Annotated in this window: 21 protein-coding genes; 17 read left to right on the forward strand and 4 right to left on the reverse strand. The window is 57.2% G+C overall.

The window, feature by feature from the left end; genetic code table 11:
* The first annotated feature begins 10 nt into the window (after window positions 1-10).
* The 4 genes from tgt to secF all read left to right on the forward strand — a co-directional run bounded on the left by tgt (window position 11) and on the right by secF (window position 4440).
* Window positions 11-1132 carry a tRNA guanosine(34) transglycosylase Tgt gene (gene tgt / locus NLK58_RS01320; protein ID WP_341582756.1) on the forward strand — a complete coding sequence of 374 codons (1122 nt, stop codon included), beginning with the start codon at window positions 11-13 and terminating at the stop codon, window positions 1130-1132.
* Window positions 1133-1218: 86 nt separating this feature from the next.
* The gene (yajC, locus tag NLK58_RS01325) at window positions 1219-1524 is read left to right on the forward strand and encodes a preprotein translocase subunit YajC (protein WP_376788074.1); all 306 of its coding nucleotides are present in this window, start codon (window positions 1219-1221) and stop codon (window positions 1522-1524) included.
* A gap of 95 nt (window positions 1525-1619) precedes the next feature.
* On the forward strand, window positions 1620-3494 hold the full coding sequence (gene secD / locus NLK58_RS01330) for a protein translocase subunit SecD (RefSeq protein ID WP_341581878.1): 1875 nt from the start codon (window positions 1620-1622) through the stop codon (window positions 3492-3494).
* A complete protein-coding gene (secF, locus tag NLK58_RS01335) occupies window positions 3487-4440 on the forward strand; it encodes a protein translocase subunit SecF (RefSeq protein ID WP_341581879.1) in 954 nt (317 codons plus the stop codon). The genes secD and secF overlap by 8 nt, the downstream gene beginning before the upstream one ends.
* Window positions 4441-4532: 92 nt before the next feature.
* Here the strand turns inward: secF and NLK58_RS01340 are convergent, their stop codons facing one another.
* A complete protein-coding gene (locus tag NLK58_RS01340) occupies window positions 4533-5333 on the reverse strand; it encodes an inositol monophosphatase family protein (protein WP_341581880.1) in 801 nt (266 codons plus the stop codon).
* Between the two features lie 183 nt (window positions 5334-5516).
* On the opposite strand from NLK58_RS01340, the gene trmJ reads away from it, so the two are divergent.
* The 13 genes from trmJ (at window position 5517) to der (ending at window position 18219) form a co-directional block, all read left to right on the forward strand.
* On the forward strand, window positions 5517-6380 hold the full coding sequence (trmJ, locus tag NLK58_RS01345; protein ID WP_341581881.1) for a tRNA (cytosine(32)/uridine(32)-2'-O)-methyltransferase TrmJ: 864 nt from the start codon (window positions 5517-5519) through the stop codon (window positions 6378-6380).
* On the forward strand, window positions 6373-7146 hold the full coding sequence (cysE, locus tag NLK58_RS01350; RefSeq protein WP_117620228.1) for a serine O-acetyltransferase: 774 nt from the start codon (window positions 6373-6375) through the stop codon (window positions 7144-7146). Before trmJ ends, cysE begins: the two co-directional genes overlap by 8 nt.
* Before the next feature lie 77 nt (window positions 7147-7223).
* Window positions 7224-7721, forward strand: a complete 498-nt coding sequence (iscR, locus tag NLK58_RS01355; RefSeq protein ID WP_117616921.1) for a Fe-S cluster assembly transcriptional regulator IscR — start codon at window positions 7224-7226, stop codon at window positions 7719-7721.
* Between the two features lie 22 nt (window positions 7722-7743).
* Window positions 7744-8892: an IscS subfamily cysteine desulfurase gene (locus tag NLK58_RS01360; protein ID WP_117616922.1), complete on the forward strand. Its 1149-nt coding sequence runs from the start codon at window positions 7744-7746 to the stop codon at window positions 8890-8892.
* A 68-nt stretch (window positions 8893-8960) separates the two neighbouring features.
* Complete coding sequence (gene ndk / locus NLK58_RS01365; RefSeq protein ID WP_117616923.1) at window positions 8961-9389, forward strand: nucleoside-diphosphate kinase; 429 nt, start codon at window positions 8961-8963, stop codon at window positions 9387-9389.
* Between the two features lie 62 nt (window positions 9390-9451).
* Complete coding sequence (gene rlmN, locus NLK58_RS01370; protein WP_117616924.1) at window positions 9452-10564, forward strand: 23S rRNA (adenine(2503)-C(2))-methyltransferase RlmN; 1113 nt, start codon at window positions 9452-9454, stop codon at window positions 10562-10564.
* An 85-nt stretch (window positions 10565-10649) separates the two neighbouring features.
* Window positions 10650-11411 (forward strand): type IV pilus biogenesis/stability protein PilW, encoded by a 762-nt coding sequence (gene pilW, locus NLK58_RS01375; protein WP_205422310.1) that lies wholly within the window; start codon window positions 10650-10652, stop codon window positions 11409-11411.
* The gene (locus tag NLK58_RS01380) at window positions 11401-12420 is read left to right on the forward strand and encodes a RodZ domain-containing protein (protein WP_117616925.1); all 1020 of its coding nucleotides are present in this window, start codon (window positions 11401-11403) and stop codon (window positions 12418-12420) included. Before pilW ends, NLK58_RS01380 begins: the two co-directional genes overlap by 11 nt.
* Before the next feature lie 35 nt (window positions 12421-12455).
* Window positions 12456-13574: a flavodoxin-dependent (E)-4-hydroxy-3-methylbut-2-enyl-diphosphate synthase gene (ispG, locus tag NLK58_RS01385; protein WP_117616926.1), complete on the forward strand. Its 1119-nt coding sequence runs from the start codon at window positions 12456-12458 to the stop codon at window positions 13572-13574.
* Window positions 13575-13651: 77 nt separating this feature from the next.
* A complete protein-coding gene (hisS, locus tag NLK58_RS01390; RefSeq protein ID WP_376788075.1) occupies window positions 13652-14905 on the forward strand; it encodes a histidine--tRNA ligase in 1254 nt (417 codons plus the stop codon).
* A 54-nt stretch (window positions 14906-14959) separates the two neighbouring features.
* Window positions 14960-15616 (forward strand): tetratricopeptide repeat protein, encoded by a 657-nt coding sequence (locus tag NLK58_RS01395; protein ID WP_341581882.1) that lies wholly within the window; start codon window positions 14960-14962, stop codon window positions 15614-15616.
* Entirely contained in the window at window positions 15616-16788 is a 1173-nt protein-coding gene (bamB, locus tag NLK58_RS01400) for an outer membrane protein assembly factor BamB (protein ID WP_117616929.1), read from the forward strand. Before NLK58_RS01395 ends, bamB begins: the two co-directional genes overlap by 1 nt.
* Window positions 16789-16797: 9 nt before the next feature.
* A complete protein-coding gene (der, locus tag NLK58_RS01405) occupies window positions 16798-18219 on the forward strand; it encodes a ribosome biogenesis GTPase Der (RefSeq protein ID WP_117616930.1) in 1422 nt (473 codons plus the stop codon).
* Window positions 18220-18234: 15 nt separating this feature from the next.
* Here the strand turns inward: der and pta are convergent, their stop codons facing one another.
* The 3 genes from pta to NLK58_RS01420 are packed head-to-tail and all read right to left on the reverse strand — an operon-like array spanning window position 18235 to window position 24060.
* On the reverse strand, window positions 18235-20397 hold the full coding sequence (gene pta, locus NLK58_RS01410) for a phosphate acetyltransferase (protein WP_117616931.1): 2163 nt from the start codon (window positions 20395-20397) through the stop codon (window positions 18235-18237).
* Between the two features lie 27 nt (window positions 20398-20424).
* Window positions 20425-21621 carry an acetate kinase gene (locus NLK58_RS01415; RefSeq protein ID WP_341581883.1) on the reverse strand — a complete coding sequence of 399 codons (1197 nt, stop codon included), beginning with the start codon at window positions 21619-21621 and terminating at the stop codon, window positions 20425-20427.
* A 27-nt stretch (window positions 21622-21648) separates the two neighbouring features.
* Window positions 21649-24060: an EAL domain-containing protein gene (locus NLK58_RS01420; RefSeq protein ID WP_341581884.1), complete on the reverse strand. Its 2412-nt coding sequence runs from the start codon at window positions 24058-24060 to the stop codon at window positions 21649-21651.
* Window positions 24061-24186: the final 126 nt, after the last annotated feature.

A 24186-nucleotide genomic window follows, 5' to 3' on the forward strand; every position in this document is an offset into this window, starting at 1 on the left:
GACCTGTTTCATGTCGTTCGAGAAGCTGGGTGAGGATGGCCGTGCTCGCCGCGGCCGGCTGACCTTTCCGCGGGGCACGGTTGAAACGCCTGCCTTCATGCCGGTGGGGACCTACGGCACTGTCAAGGGCATGCTACCGCGGGACATCCATGAAATTGGTGCAGAAATTATTCTGGGCAATACCTTTCACCTGATGCTGCGTCCGGGTACGGAGGTGGTCAGGGCCCATGGGGATCTGCACGATTTCACCCAGTGGCAGGGACCAATCCTGACCGACTCCGGTGGCTTCCAGGTATTCAGCCTGGGGGAAATGCGCAAGATTACGGAAGAGGGCGTCACTTTCCGCTCACCGGTTGACGGCTCTCCTGTAGAGTTGTCTCCGGAGATCGCCATTCAGGTTCAGCGTGACCTGGGCTCGGACATCGTCATGATTTTTGATGAGTGTACCCCTTACCCTGCGACAGAGTGCCAGGCCAGGGATTCCATGGAGCTGTCCCTGCGTTGGGCTCAGCGCAGCAAGGATGCCCACGAAGGTAATCCGGCGGCACTGTTCGGTATTGTTCAGGGCGGTATGTATGAGAACCTGCGTGACCGTTCCCTGGAAGGACTGACAGACATTGGCTTTGATGGCTATGCCATTGGTGGTCTTTCCGTTGGCGAGCCAAAGGAAGACATGATCAGGATTCTGGACCATCTGCCGCCCAAAATGCCGGAAGGCAAGCCCAGATACCTGATGGGCGTTGGTCGGCCTGAGGATATCGTTGAGGCAGTGCGGCGCGGAGTCGATATGTTTGACTGCGTAATGCCGACCCGGAATGCCAGAAATGGCTACCTCTTTACCTCCACCGGCATCGTCAAGATCCGCAATGCCAGGCACCGTCATGACACCGCGCCGCTCGATGAGCGTTGTGACTGTTACACCTGCCAGAATTTTTCGAGAAGTTATCTGCATCATCTGGATAAATGTGGAGAAATGCTGGGCGCTCAACTGAACACGATTCATAACCTGCGGTTCTACCAGAACCTGATGGCCGGATTGCGTGGGGCCATTGAAGCAGGTACATTGTCGGACTTTGTAACCGACTTCTATACTCAGCGCGGAGAGACAGCTCCGCCATTGGGCAATGTTTGATCTATTCGCTTAACCAACGGAGATATTCAATGAAATCAATTAAAATGCTCGTTGCCGGCCTGATGGCTCTGATGCCTGCGCTGGCCATGGCTCAGGACCCGGGTGCGCCGGGGATGGGCGTTATGGGTCAGGTAATCTTTTTCGGCGGCTTCATCTTGATTTTCTACTTCCTGATCTGGCGTCCGCAGTCCAAGCGTGCGAAAGAGCACAAGGCGTTGATGTCTGGCCTGAACAAGGGTGACGAAGTCGTGACCTCCGGTGGTGTTGCCGGCAAGATCACCAAGGTAACGGACGATTTTATCGTTGTTGAAATTGCCGACAATGTCGAAATCAAGGTCCAGAAAGTCGCTGTTGCCGCAGCCCTGCCCAAGGGCACGCTCAAGGACATCTGAGCGAGGGCCATTTGGCCGGCCATCCATGGTGGCCGGACTGAATCCTCCTGGCTGAAACACCAAGGCCGGCCCGTTGGTCGGCTACAAGGGATCCCATGCTGAACAAGTATCCGCTTTGGAAAAACCTGGTTATCCTGGTCGCGCTTGTGATCGGGTTTATCTACGCTTTACCCAACCTCTTTCCTGACGACTACGCCATCCAGATTACCGGCGCGCGCAGCAGCACCGAAGTGAATGCCGGTGTGCTCGACAGGGCCGTTAATGTCCTCGAGAGTCAGGGAATTGAGGTGAAAAGCAGTACTCTTCAGGATCGGGATGCTCTGATCCGCCTGACCAGTTCTGATGACCAACTGCGGGCCCGCCCCCTTGTGCAGGCCGCCCTGGGTAATGAGTATCTGGCTGCCCTGAATATGGCAGCGTCCACACCCGATTGGCTGAGAAGCCTCGGTGCAGGTCCGATGAAGCTTGGTCTTGATCTGCGTGGTGGCGTGCACTTCCTCCTTGAAGTGGATATGGAAACGGCGGTAAGCCAGCGCCTTGAGGCCATGTCCGGCCAGATCAAGCGGGAATTGCGGGAAGCGCGCATTCGTTATCGCGGCGGTGATCTCGAGAACGACCGCAAGATTGTTCTCACCTTCCGGGATGAAGCTTCCCGTGCGGAAGCCTTCGATCTGGTGCGCGATCAGTACAATGAGTTTCTGCTGGATGAACAGACCGAGGGGGATGAATTCCTGCTGGAGCTGAGGCTGTCCGAAGCTGAGGTCCAGGCCATCCAGGATTACGCTCTGGAGCAAAACCTCACAACGATCCGGAATCGGGTTAACGAACTGGGCGTGGCCGAGCCGCTGGTTCAGCAGCAAGGCAATGATCGAATCATTGTCGAGCTTCCGGGCGTGCAGGATACCGCCCAGGCCAAGCGGGTTCTCGGTGCCACGGCGAACCTCGAATTCCGGATGGAAGCCCGTCCGGATGCGCCGGCCAGTGAAACGGAACAGTTCAGTTTCCGGGACCAGCCCCAGCGAACCGCACGACTTGAGCGGGACGTTATTGCCACTGGTAATAACGTGGCCAACGCCCAGCAGGCCTTCGATGAAAACGGTCAGCCCCAGGTTAATATCACCATGGATTCGGTAGGTGGCGACCTGATGAATCGGGCCACGCGCAACGCGATCGGCCGCAGGATGGCGGTACTCTTTATCGAGTATCGGACAGAGACCGGAACCCGCATGGTCGACGGTGAACCAAAAGAATTTGAAGAGCGCGTTGTGGAGAAGGGCATTATCAGCCTTGCCACTGTGCAATCCGCTCTGGGCAGCAGCTTCCGTATCACCGGGCTGGATTCGATCCCGGAGGCTGCGGAACTGGCGCTTCTGTTGCGTGCCGGTGCGCTTGCCGCTCCCATGTATTTCGTTCAGGAACGCACCATAGGGCCAAGCCTCGGGCAGAAAAATATTGACGCCGGGATGATGTCAGTTTTACTCGGCTTTGGCCTGGTCATGCTTTACATGCTGGCCTACTACCGGGGCTTTGGCATGATCGCGAATACATCACTGGCCCTCAACCTGATGTTGCTGATCGCGTCCATGTCCATTCTGTCAGCCACCCTCACCTTGCCGGGTATTGCCGGTATCGTTCTTACGGTCGGGATGGCCGTGGATGCCAATGTGCTTATCTTTGAGCGGATAAAGGAAGAGCTGAAGGCCGGCGCTCCGCCCCAGACCGCGATCAACGCCGGTTACTCCCGGGCGTTCGTGTCTATATTTGATGCCAATATCACTACGCTGTTGGTGGCCGTTATCCTCTTTGCCATGGGCTCCGGGCCGGTCAAAGGCTTCGCGATAACATTGTGTATCGGTATCCTGACGTCAATGTTCTCTGGCCTGATGATCAGCCGCAGCATTGTTAACCTGGTTTATGGCGGCCGAAGGGTCGAGAACCTGTCGATCGGAGGAAAGCTCGCCAATGTCTGAAGATCAGAAACAACCGTTTGATTTTATGGGGCTTCGGAAGATTGCTTCCGTCGTCTCGATCGCACTTATCCTGGTGTCCGTTGCCCTGCTGGCCACCCGTGGATTGAACTTTGGCATGGATTTCACTGGCGGCACATCGGTCGAGTTCGAGTATGCGGAGGCGCCGCAGCTCGATGAAATACGCTCCAGGCTGGACGCCGCGGGTTATGACCAGTTTTCCGTGCAGAATTTCGGCGCGGACACCATTGTTCTGGTACGGATGGCCGAGGGCGGCAACGATAAGCTTGCCCCTGACGTTACCCGCACGCTCCAAGCCGGCGGAGTTGAGCTTGAATTGATCAGTTCCGAGTTCGTTGGCTCTCAGGTGGGCAAACAGCTCAAAGAGGACAGCGGTCTGGGGTTGCTGATCGCTCTGGCGGTGGTGCTGATTTATGTGGGCATGCGCTTTCAGTTCAAGTTCGGTATCGCATCGGTCTTGCCGCTGGCTCACGATGTCATTATTGTACTTGGTGTGTTCGCACTGTTTCAGTGGACGTTTGATCTTACCGTTCTGGCGGCACTTTTGGCGGTCATCGGTTACTCTCTGAACGACACCATTGTTGTCGCTGACCGTATTCGTGAGAACTTCCGGAAGATACGGGTTGGTGAGCCCTGGGATGTTATCAACCAGTCCATTCACCAGACCATTAGCCGGACAATCAATACCTCCGGGACTACCTTGGTGGTTCTGCTTGCGCTGTACTTTTGGGGCGGTGAGGCGATCAATAACTTCGCGCTTGCCCTGATTATCGGGGTGGTGGTTGGTACCTACTCGTCGATCTATGTGTCTGCAAACCTCCTGATGGTGATGGGTGTTTCCCGTGAAGATCTGATCATACCGCCGAAAGAAGGTGTTGCGGATGCGGACGAGGAAGAGCAGCCGCCGGAGTGGCTGAACCGGATGTAGGATAGGAGCTTCTGCGCCCTTAGTAGACACAGACACAAAAAAACCGCCACATAACGTTGGCGGTTTTTTTGTGTCCGGAAGAGTCTGAAGTCTTAGCGGGGTAAACGCCCCCGGAAGGGATGAAGCACCTTTAGGATTTCGCGGAACAGTTTCGGATTGGCTACCACCAGTTGGCGTGCGTTGCCGGTGGATGGGTTGCCCGAAAAATCGCCAGTCAGTGCGCCGGATTCCATCGCCAGTGTGACACCGAGATCGAGTTCCGCGGCTTCCGGACGGAAAATGATTGCGGCGTCCATAAGCCCGGCAGATACACGGGCGATATCGAGTACCACGCAGCCGGAGGTGCGGAACATGCCGGAGTCCCGCGCGAGAACCGCGGCCATTTCACCCCAGAGCAGAGGATCTTCGCTCTTGCGTGCCTGGTCGAGCAGGTTGGTGGCGATGGCTGCATTTCCCGCTTGCCTGATTTCCGACGCGCGTACGCGACGGCTGTTCAGGGCAGCGCCATGGCCCCGGCTGGCAGAGTATTCCTCGCCGGTGACGGGGTTCACCAGAAGCAGGTTTTCAACACGGTTATTCTTTTTCTGGGCAAGGGCCAGGGCAAATTCAGGGATGCCCCTGAGGAAGTTTTCACGGCCCAGAACCGGGAAAATATGCCAGCTTTTCTCGCTGGTGCCGGCATTCGCTTCATTCAGAGGGGCGATGCTGTGGTCCTTGTAGGCCTTTTCGAGTTGCTCGGCAAAATTGTCGTATATTGACTGCTCAACCCGCTCCAGCTGGAGACGGTGTTCTGAGTCGTCTTTGCCGGTGGGTTCCTGGCGCTCGAAATGGGCTTTCAGATAATCGGACCCCTGACGCGCGACGCGCAGGGCCATTTTAATCGCTGGTTGCATCTGAGTGTTCATTATCCGGGTGTGTGGAGGCCGGGTATGATAGCAAAAGATCACCCCGCTTGTATGTTTTTTGACTCAGCAATAGCACGGATAACCAGAGGTTGCGGGTTCTCTGGAGGGGCAGGGTGCCGGTGGTTTCTGATATCATTGCCGCCCTGATCAACAACCTTGGGCCCGATTACAATGCACAAAAGCGCACTTCCACAGGAAGGGACGGAGACATTTCAGGATCAGATCCGGATTGTTCTGGTGGAGACCTCCCATTCGGGCAACATTGGTGCTGTGGCCCGGGCCATGAAGAATATGGGATTGGGTAATCTCTGGCTGGTTAATCCGTGCACTTTTCCGGATGAGACCTCCTATGCCCGTGCAGCGGGCGCATCCGATGTTCTCGATCGTGCGCAGGTGGTTTCCTCGCTGGATGAGGCGCTGGCGGATTGTGTTCTGGTGATGGGTACAAGCGCCCGGGGAAGAAAGGTGCCCTGGCCGGTCTGCGCGCCGCCAGAGGCAGCCGCTGCCGCCGCCGGGCATGCGGAAGACGGGCCGGTTGCCCTGGTGTTCGGCCGGGAGAACCATGGCCTGAGCAACGACGAGTTGCAGCGCTGCCATTATCACATTCACATACCCTCCAATCCGGATTACAGCTCCCTGAATCTGGCGATGGCGGTGCAGGTGATGTGCTATGAATTGCGGATGTATTACCTGCGCAGCCTTGAAGGTGGGGAGGGGAGCCCATATCTGAAGTCGATGACCCGGCCCGGGGATGAGGGTTGGGATGTGCCGCCGGCCAGAGTTGAGGATGTGGAAGGGTTTTTCGGGCACCTGGAGCAGATGCTGATTGATGTGGATTTTCATCGACGCGAGAATCCCAGGCAACTGATGACACGCTTGCGGCGACTGTTTCAGCGAGCCAGACTTGATCAGATGGAAATCAATATTCTCCGGGGCATTCTTACTGCCGTACAGAAGGCAGCGGGCGCCCGGGGCAACAGTAAACCAGCTGAGGCCGGTAGCACGGCGACGGAACAGGACAATGGCCATGTTTGAGCGTTTGCGGGAAGATATTAACAGCGTGTTCCATCGGGATCCTGCCGCCAGGAACACCTTTGAGGTGCTGACCAACTATCCGGGGTTGCATGCGCTGCTCTTCCATCGGTTTTGCCACTGGTTGTGGGGGCTCGGTCTGAAGTGGCTGGCGCGTACGATTTCGACCATAGCCCGATGGCTGACCGGCATTGAAATCCATCCCGGAGCAACGATCGGACGCCGCTTTTTTATCGACCATGGCATGGGTGTGGTGATTGGCGAAACTACCGTGATAGGCGACGACGTAACGCTCTACCAGGGCGTTACGCTCGGAGGAACCAGCTGGAACAAGGGTAAGCGTCATCCTACCATTGGCAACAGCGTGGTGGTTGGCGCCGGAGCCAAGATCCTCGGGCCCTTCGAAGTGGGTGAGGGGGCCAAAATCGGCTCCAATTCGGTGGTTACCAAGGCGGTCCCTGCCGGGGCAACGGTTGTTGGTATTCCCGGCCGCGTTATTGTTAAAAGCTACAACGAGGACGATGTTCGCCGCAAGGAAATGGAAGAGCGCATGGGGTTCGATGCCTACGGGGTTACCGAAGAGATGCCGGATCCGGTCGCCCGGGCCATGCGGTCGCTGCTCGACCACATGCACGCGGTGGATGACCGTATCGAGAACATGTGCAAGGCCCTCCGCAAGGTGAACAGCGAATACCAGAATGGGGAGCTGCCACCGCTGCATGAAGAGGACTTTGACTGCGTTCGCGATGAAGGTGACACCCGGAGCTGAATACTTGACTGGATTAGTGGGTCAATTCATACTCGTCCCTGCGTTTCGAGATTCATTCCCGTCACGGGGCTGACATTATGAAGTTGACCACCAAAGGCCGCTATGCCGTCACGGCAATGCTTGATCTGGCTCTGCATGGAGACCAGGGGCCGGTGAGTCTCGCCGACATTTCGGCCCGTCAGGAAATCTCTCTGTCCTACCTGGAACAGCTTTTCTCCCGTCTCCGCCGCCAGAAACTGGTTACCAGCATTCGTGGTCCTGGTGGAGGCTATCGGCTCAGCCGTCCGGCGGCTGATGTCTATATTGCCGAGGTTGTCGATGCCGTCAGTGAGTCACTGGATACCACACGGTGCGGCAACAAAGGCGATTGCCAGAACGGCGAGAAGTGCCTGACCCACCATCTCTGGTCTGATCTGAGTGATCAGATTCATCAGTTTCTCAGCGAGATCAGTCTCGGAGACCTGATGAGAAAACATGAAATCCGCCAGGTTGCGGACCGGCAGAACCGCCGTCAGTCTGACAGCAGCTCTGAAACGATCAATACCGAACGCCTGTCTGACCAGGCGCCGGCCTGACACCAACAAACTCCTGGAAGCCATGAAAAAGCCCGTATATCTGGACTACGCGGCCACGACGCCCGTTGATCCTTCTGTCGCCGATGAAATGCTGAAGTACCTGACGCCGGATGGTGTGTTTGGCAATCCCGCTTCGCGCTCCCACGCCTTTGGCTGGCAAGCGGAAGCGGCGGTCGAGTCGTCGCGCAAGCAGGTTGCCAGCCTGATTCACGCCGATCCCCGGGAAATCGTCTGGACCTCCGGCGCCACGGAATCGGATAACCTGGCAATCAAGGGGGCTGTTGCTGGTCGCCAGGATGCCCACATCGTAACGTCGAAAATCGAGCACAAGGCGGTTCTCGATACCTGCAAGTGGCTGGAGCAGCATGGCACAGACGTGACCTGGCTGGATCCCGCGCCGGATGGCACCATCAGCTGTCAGCAGGTGGTGGATGCGCTCAGGGACAATACCGTGCTGGTCAGCCTCATGCTGGTGAATAACGAACTGGGAACTATCACGGACATCGCGGCTATCGGCTCCGAGTTACGGCAGCGGGGCGTGCTGTTTCATGTCGATGCTGCTCAGGCGGCCGGCAAAATGGCGGTCGATGTTACGTCGATGCCCGTCGACCTGCTGGCACTCTCCGGGCACAAGGTGTACGGGCCCAAGGGGGTGGGCGCCCTTTATGTCAGGCGCTCTCCCAATGTTCGCATCGAGGCCCAGATCCATGGCGGCGGCCATGAGCGGGGGATGCGCTCCGGAACCCTGCCAACTCATCAGATTGTCGGAATGGGGAAGGCGTTTTCGATTGCCCAGTCCGGGCTTGAGGATGAAGTCCGAAAGCTGGAAACACTGCGCGAATCATTCCTGGCAGGTCTGGGGCCCCTAGAGGGTGTCAGTTTGAATGGGAGCGAGTCCCGGCGTGTGCCCGGCATTGTGAACCTGTCGTTCGACGGTGTTGAGGCGGAATCCCTGATGCTGGGGCTGCGGGATCTGGCGGTTTCCTCCGGATCGGCCTGTGCTTCGGCCACAATAGAACCCTCCTATGTGCTTCGTGGCATTGGCCTGAACGATGAGCAGGCCCATCGCGCACTGCGTTTTTCCTTTGGCCGCTTTACAACGGAAGAGGACGTCGCTTTTGCCAGCTCGCAAATTGTTGATGTTGTTAGCCGCCTCCGTGCAGTGCGGTAGGAAGTTTGCCCCGGACTGCGTATAATCGCAGGCCAGAATTTTTACCATAAACAAACTGGAGAAAGACCATGGCAACTGAGCGCACGCTCTCCATTATCAAGCCCGATGCGGTAGCAAAAAACGTGATCGGCGAAATTTACAGCCGTTTTGAAAAAGCCGGCCTGAGCATTGTAGCTGCCAAGATGATGCACCTGACCCAGGAGCAGGCAGAAGGGTTCTACGCAGAGCACAAAGAGCGCCCGTTCTTTAACGATCTGGTTGCCTTCATGACCTCTGGCCCGGTTGTTGTGCAGGCCCTGGAGGGCGAAGGCGCCGTCCTGAAGAACCGTGATCTGATGGGTGCGACCAACCCGAAGGAAGCTGAAGCTGGTACCATCCGTGCCGATTTCGCATCTTCCATCGATGCCAATGCCGTTCACGGCTCTGATTCCGCGGCTTCTGCCGAGCGCGAAATCGCTTATTTCTTTAATGACAACGAAATCTGCCCGCGGGGCTGATTAGTTGATCGGAGGCGACCGGGTGGTCGTCTCCGAATGGGTTATCTGATCGAGGTTATGAAATGACAGCGGCCGCTGAAAAAACCAATCTTCTGGGGATGCCGAAGGCAAAACTCGAGGCTTTCTTCGAATCCCTGGGAGAAAAGCGCTTTCGTGCCACTCAGGTTTTACAGTGGATTCATCAGCGTGGCGCTGATGACTTCGATCAAATGACCAATATGAGTAAGGCGTTACGGGAAAAGCTGAAAGAAGTCGCAGAAATCCGTGGCCCCGAAGTGGTTTACGACGAGACGTCCAAAGACGGCACCCGCAAGTGGGTGATGCGTATGGACAACGGCAACAGTGTTGAGACCGTTCTGATACCGGACGGGGAGCGTGGCACGCTTTGCGTTTCTTCCCAGATCGGTTGCAGTCTGGACTGTACTTTCTGTTCCACCGGCAAGCGAGGCTTTAACCGTAACCTCACGGCGGCGGAAGTCATTGGCCAGGTGTGGGTGGCCCGGAAAGCCTTCATGCCGTTTGAACCAGGCCCGGACCGGCCGATCACCAACGTTGTGATGATGGGCATGGGGGAACCTCTGCTCAACTTCGACAATGTTGTCGATGCCATGAACCTGATGATGGAAGATCTGGCCTATGGGATTTCCAAGCGTCGGGTAACCCTCAGTACCTCTGGCCTTGTTCCCGCGCTGGACCGCCTGTCGGAAGTTACCGATGTTTCACTGGCCATTTCGTTGCACGCCCCGAATGATGAACTGCGTAACAAGCTGGTTCCATTGAACAAAAAGTACCCGATTGCTGAGTTGCTGGCTGCCACCAAGCGGTACTTTGCCCGGTTACCGGACAAACGCAAGGTGACCATTGAGTACACAGTGATTGAGGGAATGAACGATCAGCCGGAACATGCGCGGGAGCTTGCGGTGTTGTTACGGGATCTGCCATGCAAGATCAATCTGATACCATTTAACCCGTTTCCGGAGAGTGATTTCCGCCGGCCGAGCATGAACGCCACCCGTCGGTTCCAGGCCGTTCTCAATGAGGCCGGCTATATCGCGACAATCAGAACCACCCGCGGTGATGACATCGATGCCGCATGTGGACAGCTTGTGGGAAGGGTTGAAGACAGAACACGCCGGAGCCAGCGGTACATCCAGGCTCAGCAGGTTAATTCCTGAGCCGGGAACCTGAAACAGCCCAATTGAGGAAGGGGAGACTGTGACAAACAAACCAGCAAACCGACGTTTCTCAGTGTTGGCCGTTATGCTGTGCACCCTGCTTGTCACAGGCTGTGTCACTACCACTGACAGTCGGTTCTCCCGGGAAGCAGATCGCCAGAAAGCTGTTGATAATTATGTAAAGCTTGCCACCGCCTACATCGGGCAAGGCAATCTTGAACGGGCCCGCCATCACCTCGACCGGGCCCTCAAGCTTGATGCGGACGACGCCAGCGCAAGGGCCGCGATGGGGCTCATATACAACGCTGAGGGCGAGCCCGAGCTGGCAGAACGGAATTTCAAAAAGTCCATCTCCGAGGATCCGGGGTACACACGCGCACGGGTCTATTATGGTGCTTTTCTCTTTGCTCAGGGGCGGATGGACGACGCCAGGGATCAGTTTCGCGCAGCTTCAAGGGATACCGGGTATGGCGATCGGGGCTCGGTGTTTTTTAACCTGGGTATGACTCAGGAGAGACTTGGTGAACTGGAAGCAGCGACTACTTCTTACCGGCGGGCGGTGGAGTTAATGAGAGGCGATGCACGTCCGCTTTTGGCGCTTGCCCGGGTGTCTGTCGAGGTGGGCAACTATGAAAGCGCCGCCGGATATTACTCAAGGCTGACGTCCATGATGCAGCGGAACCCACGCCTCGTCCATTCCGCAGAGAGTCTTTTCACCGGAATCCGCATTGCCCGTTATTTCAACAACGGTGACCAGGAAGGGAGTCTGGCGCTTCAGCTCAGAAACAATTTTCCGGAGTCAGTGGAATATCAACAATATAAGGTGCTGATTTCTAATGGCAACTGATGAGAATTCACAGCCAGCGATGAAAGAGCCCGTCGGGCGGCAGCTTCAGAAAGCAAGAGAAGCGTCCGGTTTAAGTGTCAGCGATGTGGCCGGGGCGCAGCATCTGCGACCGTCGGTGATCCAGGCTATCGAGTCCGGGGATTACAGCCAGATTGACAGTGAACTCTTTCTCAAAGGGTATGCCAGGACCTATGCAAAGCAGGTAGGGCTGGATGCCGACGCAGTGATAGCAGATCTTGACCAGGAACTGGAGCCGATCCGTCAGCAGCGTGAGCAGGAGCACGAGGCCAACCCGTTGGTGGACATTGAACGCCGCAGGCGCAGAAAACGTCAGCTCGCCAAGACCCTCTTTTTCCTGGTGATTCTGGGTATCGCCGGTTATCTGGCGTTTGCTTTCCTGATGCCGGAACCTGAAGCGGGCGGGGTACAGTCAGGGGCATCCGAAGCCGTCCAGGGCCAGGGCGAAAACGCCGAGGTGCCGGCGCTGGCAGAATCGACCGATGCCAATTCGGAAGTTCCCGCTGCAGATCAGGACGAAGTGCCGGCAGGCCCGGATTCCGGAGAAAGTATCGCCTCAGGGCAGTCAGTGTTGCCGGGCTCTGTTGCGGAACCAGGCGAACCGGGCACTTCAGAGGATCCGGATGTTGAGAATCTGGTCGCTGAGGACAGGTCCTCCGGGCCTCTGACGGAACAGATTCCGACGGTTGTAGAGACTCCGGATCCGGTTCTGGAAAACCGCTCCGGACTGGCGGAGGCCACTGACATTGTCCGGCTTCAGATCAGTTTCATCGATGACTGCTGGGTTCAGGTAAGTGATGCGACCGGGAACCTGCTGGTGAATTCCCTTCTGCGTGACGGAGACGAGATTGACGTTTCCGGTCAGGCACCGCTCAGGGTTGTCATCGGTGCCGTTGATGCCGTTGGATCCATCCGTTTCCAGGGTGAACCGCTGGATCTGGGTGACTATCGTGCCGTCAACAACCGGTCAGAGTTTTCCCTGACAATCTGAAATTTGATCACATTTTCCATATCGGTCAGTAAGACATGAAACAGGATTCCCCGATTATCAGACGCAAATCCCGCCAGATCATGGTGGGCAATGTTCCTGTGGGTGGTGATGCCCCGATAGCGGTGCAGAGCATGACCAACACCAACACCTGTGATGTCGAGGCCACGGTTGGCCAGATCCGGGCGTTGCAGGAGGCCGGTGCAGATATTGTAAGGGTCTCGGTGCCGTCCATGGACGCCGCTGAGGCGTTCGGCAAGATTCGTGAGCAGGTATCGCTGCCATTGGTGGCCGACATCCACTTCGATTACAAGATCGCGTTGCGAGTTGCGGAGCTTGGCGTGGATTGCCTGCGTATCAACCCGGGCAATATCGGTCGTGATGATCGTGTCAGTGCAGTTATCAGCGCGGCCCGGGACGGAAATATTCCGATCCGTATCGGTGTGAACGCCGGCTCCCTTGAGAAATCCCTTCAGCGCAAATACGGAGAGCCGACGCCCGACGCCCTGGTGGAATCCGCCATGCGCCACATTGATATCCTGGATCGTCACGATTTCCAGGATTACAAGGTCAGCCTGAAAGCGTCGGAAGTGTTCATGACGGTGGCGGCTTACCGCAAGATCGCGTCCCAGATTGAGCAGCCACTTCATCTGGGCATCACCGAGGCAGGCGGTTTCCGTTCAGGAACGGTAAAATCCTCCATCGGCCTCGGTATGCTGCTGATGGATGGCATCGGCGACACCATCCGCGTGTCACTGGCGGCTGACCCGGTTCAGGAAATCAAGGTTGGTTTTGATATTCTCAAAAGCCTCCGTCTGCGTAGCCGGGGCATCAACTTTATTGCCTGTCCCAGTTGTTCCCGCCAGAACTTTGATGTGATTCAGACCATGAACGATCTGGAGGCGCGACTTGAGGATGTAAACACGTCACTGGATGTGGCAATTATCGGCTGTATTGTTAACGGCCCCGGAGAGGCCAAGGTAGCCGATATCGGCCTGACCGGCGGCAGCCCGAAAAACCTGTTTTACATGGCGGGCAAGCCCAGCCAGAAGCTGGAGAACGCCACACTGACTGACGATCTGGAACGTCTGATTCGTGAAGAAGTGGCACGTCGCAAGGAGCAGGAAGAGTCGATTATTGCCCGTTCCGACCACTGATCCGTTTCCGTTTTCAGGCACCACCATCCAGACAGAGTTAAGGGTTTAAATTGGCTAAGATTCAGGCGGTTCGCGGGATGAACGATATCCTGCCGGAACAGACACCCGTATGGCAGTTTGTGGAATCCACGGTACGTAAGGTGTTGGCCCAGTATGGCTATCAGGAAATCCGCATGCCTATCGTTGAGCAGACGGACCTGTTCAAGCGATCGATCGGTGAAGTGACGGACATTGTCGAAAAGGAAATGTACACCTTTGAGGACCGCAACGGGGATAGTCTGACTTTGCGCCCCGAGGGCACAGCCGGTTGTGTGCGGGCGGCGGAAGAACATGGTCTGCTGTTTAACCAGACCCGGCGGCTCTGGTACACCGGCCCCATGTTCCGGCACGAGCGGCCACAGAAAGGCCGGTATCGCCAGTTCCACCAGATTGGCGTGGAATGCTTTGGTATGAGCGGTCCGGATATTGATGCCGAGTTGCTGATTCTGACGGCCAGGCTGTGGAAAGAACTGGGTCTTGCCGGGCACACCCGCCTCGAGATCAATTCCATTGGCACTTCCGAATCCCGCAGGGTCTATCGTTCGGCACTGGTGGACTACCTTGGTCAGTTCAAGGCTGAACTGGATGCGGACAGCCAGCGGCGGCTGGACACCAATCCGCTGCGTATTCTCGACAGCAAGGATCCGGCCACCCGCAAGATCCTTGAAGGTGCGCCAAGCCTGGACGATTTCCTGGATGACGAATCCCGGGATCACTTTGAGCGCCTGAAAGCGTTACTGGGTGCAGCGGGTGTCCGCTATTCCGTTAATCCTGCGCTGGTTCGGGGCCTCGATTACTATGGCAAGACAGTGTTCGAATGGATTACCGACAGCCTTGGCGCCCAGGGCACCGTGTGTGCCGGGGGCCGGTATGATGGTCTGGTTGAGCAGCTTGGCGGAAAAGCAACCGTTGCGGTTGGCTTTGCAATGGGCCTCGAGCGGCTTATTCTCCTCCTTGAAACGCTGGATCTGGTTCCCGGTTACGTGAACAGCGACGCGGATGTCTACGTTACGGCAATGGGTGACGGGGTGCTGGCGCCGGCATTGGCGCTCGCTGAAAATCTGCGAGCGGCGTTGCCAGACAGGGTGATTGTTTCCCATTGCGGCGGCGGCAGCTTCAAGAGCCAGATGAAAAAAGCCGATCGCAGTGGTGCGAAATACACGGTGATTCTCGGGGAGAACGAGATTGCCAACGGCACCGCCGGGCTGAAGCCCATGCGGGCCGATGAACCCCAAACCGAGATTGCCCAGGACGAACTTGCCTCAGCACTGGCGAAGGCCCTGGCCAACTGAATCTGATAAAAAATCCACGATATAAAAGCAAAAAATACGACTACAGGAGTCCCCATGGCTGAGATGCGCACCGAAGAAGAACAGATCCAGGCGATCAAGGACTGGTGGAAGAGAAATGGCAGCTCACTGCTTCTCGGTATCGGTGCCGCACTGGCCATCGTGTTTGGCTGGCAGGCCTGGCAAAACTACCAGGCGCAGCAACGGACCGAAGCGGCTAACCAGTTTGCCAACCTCCTCAATGCCTTCAGCAACCAGGCCGATGAAACCAGCGGTGAAACTGTTGCCTTCGTGGCAAAAACACTGCGGGAAGACTACTCGGATAGCGCCTATGCGGTATATGGCAATCTGATTCTTGCCCGCCAGCAGCTGATGGAAGCAGCGGATGCTCAGGCGGCCATAGATTCTCTCAAATGGGCACTGGAGAAGACCGGCGAAAACAAGGCTCTGGCGTTGGTTGTCCGGAATCGTCTTGCCCGGGCCCAGTTTTCTTCCGGCCAGCACGATGAAGCCCTTTCAACAATTGATGCCGCAGGCAGTGCCGACGCTTTCGACGCCATGTATTCCGAACTTCGCGGTGATATTCTTCTGGCGCAGGGCAACCGCGAGGGGGCTCGAGAGGCCTATCTTGCTGCCCGCGAACAGAACCAGCAGGGACGGAGCGGTGTATTGGAAATGAAACTGGCTGACCTTGGTGTCGGGGAGGACGCCTGATGCCGGATTTTCGCAACAGGTTGTTGAGTCGCGCACTGCTCATTGGGCTGATGATTTTCGCCGGGCTGTCCGGTTGCAGCACCACCGATACCTTTGAGCAGCCCGTTCCGGTGCCCGACATTGAAGCGTCCGCCGAGTTTAAAAAGGTTTGGAGCATGTCGGTCGGGGACGGACATGATGGCGATTTTCTCTACCTTGCGCCCCTCAACGCGGGTGACAGGATTTTCGCCGCCGCGGCAGACGGCGAGCTTTACGCTGTTGACCCCGAATCCGGCAGCGTAATCTGGGAAACCGAGTTTGATGATCGGGTTTTTTCCGGCCTCGGGGGCGACGGTGAACACCTTTACCTCACCACTCAGAATGCTGAACTGGTTGCGCTTTCCCGAGAGGATGGCTCTGAAGTCTGGCGGCAGTCACTGCCGACTGAAGTGCTCTCTGCACCCCAGTCAAACGGTTCACTGGTGGTTGCCCAGACAATTAGTGGCCAGGTGCTGGGTTTCAATGCCGCGGATGGGGAAAAGCGCTGGCAGTATGATGGCTCGGTTCCCGTGCTTTCGATCAGGGCGGCCGCAGCACCCCTGGTGGGTGGTGATGTCGTCATCGCTTCATTTGCCAACGGCAAGCTGATGGCGCTGGCTGCGGACTCGGGCCAGCCTCTGTGGCAATATGAGGTCGGTCAGCCGAAGGGGCGTACCGAGCTTGAGCGACTGGTTGATGTAGCGGGCCAGCCATTAGTGATCGAAACAGCCGTGTTGGTGGTAGGCTACCAGGGTAAGCTTGCGCTGGTTGATATCCGCACAGGGCAGGAAATCTGGAGCCGCGAAGCATCCAGCCTATACTCGCCCATGATAGCCGGGGGTGACATATACCTCGCATCGGCAAATGGCGAACTGGTTGCCCTTCGCGGCTCTGACCGGAAGGAACTCTGGATGCAGGATCGTCTGGCGTGGCGCCAGCTGACTCAGCCAATGGTCTACGAAGGCTATCTGGTGGTCGGTGACTATGAAGGCTATCTGCACGTCCTCGATCGTGAAGACGGCAGCCTGGTCGGGCAGCTTGAGTTCGATGATGAGGGTATCCGCGTACCGGCCCAGCGGCTAGCCAATGGTAACCTGCTGGTTTTTGGCAACAGCGGAAAGATGGCCGTATTCCAGGTTCAGCCGCAGGATTAATTACCCATTATGACCCCAGTAATTGCCCTTGTCGGACGTCCCAACGTTGGCAAATCGACTTTGTTCAACCAGATGACCCGCTCCAGGGATGCCCTGGTTGCGGACTTCCCCGGCCTCACCCGGGACCGCAAATACGGTGAGGGCAGCTACGAGGGCCAGCGTTTCATTGTGATTGATACCGGCGGTCTCACGGGAGACGAGCAGGGTCTTGATCTCGAGATGGCACGGCAGTCCATGCAGGCCGTGGAAGAGGCCGACATTGTTCTGTTTCTGGTGGATGGCCGTGCCGGGCTGACAGCGGGCGATGAACTCATTGCAGATCATATGCGCCGTTCTGGTAAGCAGGCTCACCTGGTCGTGAACAAGACCGATGGTCAGAACCCGGACATTGCGGCAGCCGATTTTTACAGCCTGGGCTTCGCATCCACCTTCCTGATAGCTGCCTCCCATAACCGGGGTATCCGGTCAATGCTGGAGATTCTCTTGCCCTCCGAGGAAGATCGGGCAGAAGAGGACCGGGCAGATCGATATCCGGGTATTCGCATTGGCGTGGTGGGGCGCCCGAATGTGGGCAAGTCGACCCTTGTGAACCGCATGCTTGGCGAGGATCGGGTGGTCGTTTTCGACATGCCGGGCACAACCCGTGACAGCGTGTACGTCCCCTACGAGCGCCAGGGCAAACAGTACACGCTGATTGACACCGCCGGTGTTCGCCGTCGCAAGAATGTCAGCGAAGTGGTCGAGAAGTTTTCAATTATCAAAACGCTGCAAGCGATTGATGATGCCCACGTAGTGATTCTGGTGATTGATGCCCGGCAGGGACTGGTGGATCAGGATTTGCACCTGATCGGCTTTGTTCTGGATGCGGGCCGCTCACTGGTCATCGCTGTGAACAAATGGGACGGTATGGACCCCGAAGACCGGGCCAGGGTGAAGGAGCAGGTTAAGCGCCGCCTCGATTTTCTCGATTACGCCGACAAGCACTATATCTCCGCGCTTCACGGATCCGGCGTTGGCGTTATGTATGAATCGGTCGAGGCCTGCTACGACTCTGCCATGGCCAAGTGGCCGACCAATCGCCTGACCGCACTATTGCAGGACGCCGTTGCCCAGCATCAGCCACCGATGGTGCAGGGGCGGCGGATCAAACTCCGTTACGCCCACCAGGGTGGCTCGAATCCGCCGGTCGTTGTTGTTCATGGCAATCAGGTGGACGCGCTGCCAGGCGCTTACAAGCGGTATCTGGAAAACACCTTCCGCAAGGTGCTGAACGTTACCGGATCGCCCATCCGGTTTCAATTCCGGGCCGGGGAAAACCCGTTTGCCAGCAAGGTTGATCGGCTGACGCCGCGCCAGAAGGTGAAAAAGGATAACGACCAGAAACAGGGGCCCAGCCCGAAGAAAAAGCGCCAGAAGAGTCTCAAGCGCTGATTCCGGGGTATAGCCTCAGCTTCCGTTGAGCCCCGCGTTTTCAACCTGTTTTGCCTGGACCGCAGTGAGTGCGATGGTAAAGACGATGTCTTCGACCAGCGCACCCCTGGAGAGATCGTTGACCGGTTTCCGGAGGCCCTGCAGCATCGGGCCGATACTGACGACATTGGCGCTGCGCTGAACCGCTTTATAGGTGGTGTTCCCGGTGTTCAGATCCGGGAATACAAACACCGTGGCCTTGCCCGCCACTTTGCTGTCAGGTGCTTTGCTTCTGGCGACACTCTCTATCGCTGCGGCGTCGTACTGCAAGGGTCCGTCAATCAGCAGATCCGGCCTGCGCTGGCGGGCAATCCGGGTGGCTTCTCTTACCTTGTCGACGTCCTGACCGCTTCCTGATTCACCGGTACTGTAGCTGATCATCGCAACCAGAGGCTCAATGCCGAAGGCTTCGGCGGATTCGGCGCTCTGGATGGCAATATCTGCCAACTCCTCGGCGTTCGGGTCCGGGTTGATGGCGCAGTCCCCGTAAACCACCACCTGTTGCGGAAGCAACATGAAAAACACGGATGACACGACTTTCGCGTGGTCGTGGGTCTTGATCAGCTGCAGGGCAGGGCGAACGGTGTTGGCGGTGGTGTGAATGGCGCCTGACACCAACCCATCGGCTTCATCCAGAGCCACCATCATGGTGCCCAGGACAACGTTGTCCTCGAGCATGGCTTCGGCCATGTCCGGGGTAAGGCCCTTGTGTTTGCGCAGTTCCACCATCGGCCCGATATAGCGCTCACGTACTTCGGAAGGATTGATGATCTCGATATCTTCCGGCAGCTCCTGATCCTGGGAAGCGGCAACCCGACGAATCTCGGACGCGTTCCCAATCAGGGCACACCGGGCCAGCTTGCGCTGGTGACAGATGATGGCCGCCTGAACGGTTCGTGGTTCGCTGCCCTCCGGCAGGACAATTCGTTTATTGGCAGCGCGGGCGCGTTCTGAAAGCTGATACCGGAAAGCCGGGGGAGAAAGCCGGCTCTGGCGTTCGACCTTGAGGTGCTGCTGCAGCCAGTCTGTGTCTATTCGGGTCGCAACCGCTTCCATGGCCTTTTCGATGCGGTCCGGATCATCGATGGGGATAGCGGAAGACAGGTTAGCCAGCATGTGGGCTGTCTCGTAGGTGTTGGCATCGGAACCGAGAACCGGCAGGCCGGTATCCAGGGCCCGGTGGCACAGATCTATCACCCGTTGGTCCGGCATGAATCCGCCGGTGAGCATCAATCCCGCCAGTGGAACACCATTTAGCGCGGCAACTGCTGTTGTGACCACAATGTCTTCACGGTCTCCCGGCGTTACCATTAACGTGCCTGGCCTCAGTGTTTCTGTCATGTTCCGGATGCTTCTTGCACACACCGAAACCTTCTGAACCCGCCGGGAGTGCATCTGGCCTTCGTTCAGCACGGGTAGCCCGAGCTCCCGGGCGATATCGGACACTCGTGGCGCGAGAAGCTCCGGCTGCCAGGGTATCTCCGCGATCAGTCGAAACCGGCCTTCGAGGAACACCTTACAGCTGGCCCGGTAATCGATGGCCGTCGTGCATGGGTGACTGGTATTGGAACGGGGTTCAAGGCCGGACTGCTCCGGCTCGCCGACCTTGTTCAGGATCACCCCGATGACATCGGGATCGCTCGGGCTGGCGAAGAGGCGTGCGGCGAAGTCCAGCTCCTCATCCATCTGGCGTGCGTCAAGGGTTTTCGTGGTGCTGACAAGGATGACGTCTGAGCCCAGATTCCGGGCAACCTCCACATTGAGCCGTGCGATATAGGCCTCACTGCGATCGGGTACCAGCCCTTCGATAATCACCACATCCACCTTTTTGGCGACCTTCTGGTACTCGCCCACCACTGTCTCGAGCAGGAAATCGGATTTGCCCCGGTTGAGCAGTTGCTGGGCTTGCTTTAAAGGAATCGGGTCCGGTGGATTCAGGTGACTGCTGGTCCGGACAAAGGCCGTCGATGAATCCTGGCCGTCGTTATGCATGGATTCAGCACGGTGGACGGACTGGCAGAAGGGTTTATAGAAACCGACACTCACGCCAACCCGTTCAAGGGCGCGTAACAGCCCGAGGCAAACGGAGGTCAGGCCGGACTCCATGGAGGTTGGTGCAACAAAGAGACTTTTTGCCATTATCGTGTTCCTGGTAACGCGTGGTGGTCAGGCCGGATCTGCCGCGCCGGCAAGCCGTGAGGCCTCCCGCGCAATAACCAGCTCCTCGTTGGTGGGAATCACCAGAACCGGGAACCGGGAACCGGCACTTTCAATCCGGCCGTCGCTGAATTCACCATGGTGTTTGTTAAGATCCTCGCTGAGCTCAAAACCCATGAGGTGCAAATGGCTGATGGTGTCCTGCCTCACCCGGGCACTGTTCTCGCCGATGCCGCCCGTGAAAACCAGGGCGTCCAGTTGCCTGAGCGATGCCATCATGGCACCAATGTATCTGGCCAGACGGAAGCAGAAAACATCAATCGCTGTTTTAGAGGGTTCATGGCCGTGGTCGGCGAGCTCGCATAATGAGCGCATATCATTGGTCTGCCCGGACAGGCCCAGCAGGCCGCTTTCCTGGTTCAAAACCCGATGAACCTCGTCGCCGGGAATGCCCTTACTACCGAGAAAATCAAACAGGCCCGGGTCGATATCTCCGCTCCGGGTGCCCATCACCAGGCCTTCCAGAGGTGTCAACCCCATGCTGGTATCCACGCTGATGCCGTCGCGGATGGCGGCAATGCTGCAACCGTTGCCCAGATGAGCAGAAATGATGGACGTGGTTGCCGGTGTCCTGCCCAGCAAGCGGGCGGCTTCGACGGCCATAAAGGCGTGGCTGGTGCCGTGAAATCCGTAGCGGCGTACGCCCCAGTCCTGATACCAGGCTTTCGGAAGGGCGTATAGGAACGCGTGTCTTGGCAGGGTCTGGTGAAAGGCGGTGTCGAAAACCGCCGCCTGGGGGACACCGGGAAACAGCGCGAGGGTTGCCCGGATACCCGAAAGATTGACCGGGTTGTGCAGGGGAGCCAGCCCGGCGCACTCTTCAATGGCGCTGACAACGTCCTCGTTGATAAGGACCGCTTCGCGAAAGGTTTCTCCACCATGAACCACCCGATGGCCGATGGCCGCGGGTACGGATGTTATCAGCTGACGGTCCCGGAATGCGCTGACCATTGCCTCAAGTGCCGCATCATGCGATGTGCCCGGCTTCAGGGGAATTGTGTCCTTATCGCCAGCAATGCAGGCAAAAGCATCGTTCTGATTAAGACGCTCGGCCAGAGCCGACGCCAGTTTACGGTGCTGGCCGTCAAACAGTGCCAGTTTGAGTGATGAGCTGCCGCAGTTAACGACAAGTACGGTATCTTCCATGGAAATGAGGTTCCGGCGGTTTTGAATCTATACCCGATGATTGTTGGTGAGCCAGACATCAAAGTCCGGGGCTGGCAGAGGGCGGCTGTAGAAATAACCCTGGGAGAAGTCGCAGTTTTCCTTTTTCAGGAAATGGGTCTGTGCTTCTTCTTCCACTCCTTCAGCGATGACTCGCAGGCCCAGGCTATGGGCCATGTTGATGATCGCCCGGACAAGGGAGGCATCTTCAGGCTCCTTTATGACATCCTGGACAAAGGACTTGTCAATTTTCAGGGTATCAAACGGATAGCTTTTCAGATAGCTGAGCGCGGAGTAGCCGGTACCAAAATCGTCGACCGACAAGCGAATGCCGGCTTTGTCGAGCTGGCGCAGGATTTCCGCTGTCTCGATGGAGTTGTCCAGGATCAGGCGTTCGGTAATTTCCAGTTCCAGCTGTTCCGGCGCCAGGCCGCTGGCTGAGAGCGCATGCATTACGGTCTCGGTAAATCCGGGATCCCGGAACTGGCGGGGGGAGACATTGACGGAGATACCGATGTCCTTACCGGTAGACTGTTTCCAACCCATTGCCGCCCGGCAGGCCTCCTCGAGAACCCACTCGCCGATGGGCGTGATCAGGCCGGTTTCCTCCGCCAACGGGATGAAACGATCCGGCATCACCATGCCCATGGCGGGATTATTCCAGCGCAGCAGCGCTTCGACAGCAAAAAGGTTGCCGGAATTCGTATTCACGATGGGCTGGAAGTAGAGCTCGAATTCCTTTAGCTCCAGGGCACGCCGCATACTGGATTCCATCTTCAGACGCTCGTGGGACACCTCGGTCATTTCCGGGGCAAAATGGGCGTAGGAGCTCTTGCCCTTGTGCTTGGCCTGGTACATGGCGGCATCGGCGTGCTGAAGCAGGGTGCCACTGTTGTCGGAGTCTGTCGGGAAGATCGCAATCCCGATACTCGTAGTTACGAATACTTCCTGACCATTCAGTATGTAGGGTGGTGCGAACGTCTTGAGAATACGTTCTGCAACCTGAGATGAGGCCTCCGGGCCGGTCAAACCAGGCAGTATGACAAGAAACTCATCGCCACCGAGTCGGGCAACCGTACTGGTGCCCCGCAGGCAGCTGGAGATCCGGCGTGCCGCTTCAATCAGTAGATTGTCGCCGGCGTCGTGGCCAAGGGTGTCGTTGATGTGCTTGAAGTTGTCCAGGTCCAGGAACATCACACCCACCAGGGTGCTCTCGCGTCGAGCCTGGGCCAGCGCCAGCTTCAGGCGATCCAGGGCCAGCATCCGGTTGGGCAGGCCGGTTAGGATGTCGTAGTTGGCCTGGCGCAGCAGTTGCTGCTCATACCGTTTTCTGATGCTGATGTCTTCGCCGAGGATCAGGTAGCCGGTCGTGCCGCCTGACTCATCCTTGATGGGGGTAACAATCAGCTGTTCCCAGAATCGTTCGCCGTTGCGCCGAACGCTGTTTATTTCCCCCTGCCACACTCCGACACGTTGCACCTGCAGTCGAATGGACTGCCACAGGTGCCGGTTTTGCCGGTTTTCAATATCGTTCTCACCCAGTGCGCCGGGATGCTTGCCGAGAATGGATCGGGCTTCGTAACCGGTCAGTTGGGTGAATTTCTGGTTGGCAAATTCAATACGCCACTGCCGGTCACAGATCAGAACGGAGGAAGGGCTTTGTTCAATGGCCTTGGAAAATTTTCGGATTTCAGCCGCATCTTTTTGCTGCCGTTCCATATCCACGTTGAGACGTTCGCGCATCTGATTGATGGCATCGGTAACCCGCCCGAGCTCATCATGACGGTTTGCTGGGGTGTTCGGCCGGTCAAGAGTGAGAGGTTTCGAGGTGGTTTTCAGTGAAAAGTCGCGGGCATAGTTGGCCATCGTTGTCAGGTGGCGTACCACGAAATGCTGGAAGATCCAGATAATCAGTATGGAAACAAAGAAGGTTTTCAGGAACTGAGTGAACAGGATGACCCCTACTTTGCGCTGCAGCTCATCGTAGACCGGGTCAAGGCCCGCTGTGACGGTAAGCTCGCCCAGTTTGAACATTTCATCGCCCTGGTGAGCCAGGCTGAAACTGTGGGACGTGGTTTTTGCTCCCCGGGGAATGTCACCCATTATCAGCTCGGAATCCGGTTCGATCCGCAGTCGCAGGTGGATCACGTAGGGGAGGCTGAGAATGCCTTCCATCTGGGTCTGCAGCAGTTTTTGGTCCAGGGCCCACAGACTCCGCGCCAGGCTGGATGCATAACCGGATTCGATGATTTGCATACGGTTGTCAATCTGGGAAAGTTCCTTGCGGTAATCGGAATAGATCTGCAGGGCTGAAGCGACCAGGGTGAAGGCGGAGCTGAACAAAAGAATCCAGGCCAGCAGCCTGAAGGACAGGGGAGAGCCTGTGCGAAAACGTTGGAGACGCGTCGACAGTTTTGGCATGTCGTAAACTTCAGCCACCCAAACCGGTTAGGAGATCGGAGAATTACCTTTGATTGCGACTATAGCAGCAGTTTCTTTCGAATGCCTTGCAAATGCAGGAAAAATGGGGAGAAATTTGTTGTGATT

Source organism: Marinobacter metalliresistant, assembly GCF_038098645.1.
Classification (GTDB): domain Bacteria; phylum Pseudomonadota; class Gammaproteobacteria; order Pseudomonadales; family Oleiphilaceae; genus Marinobacter; species Marinobacter metalliresistant.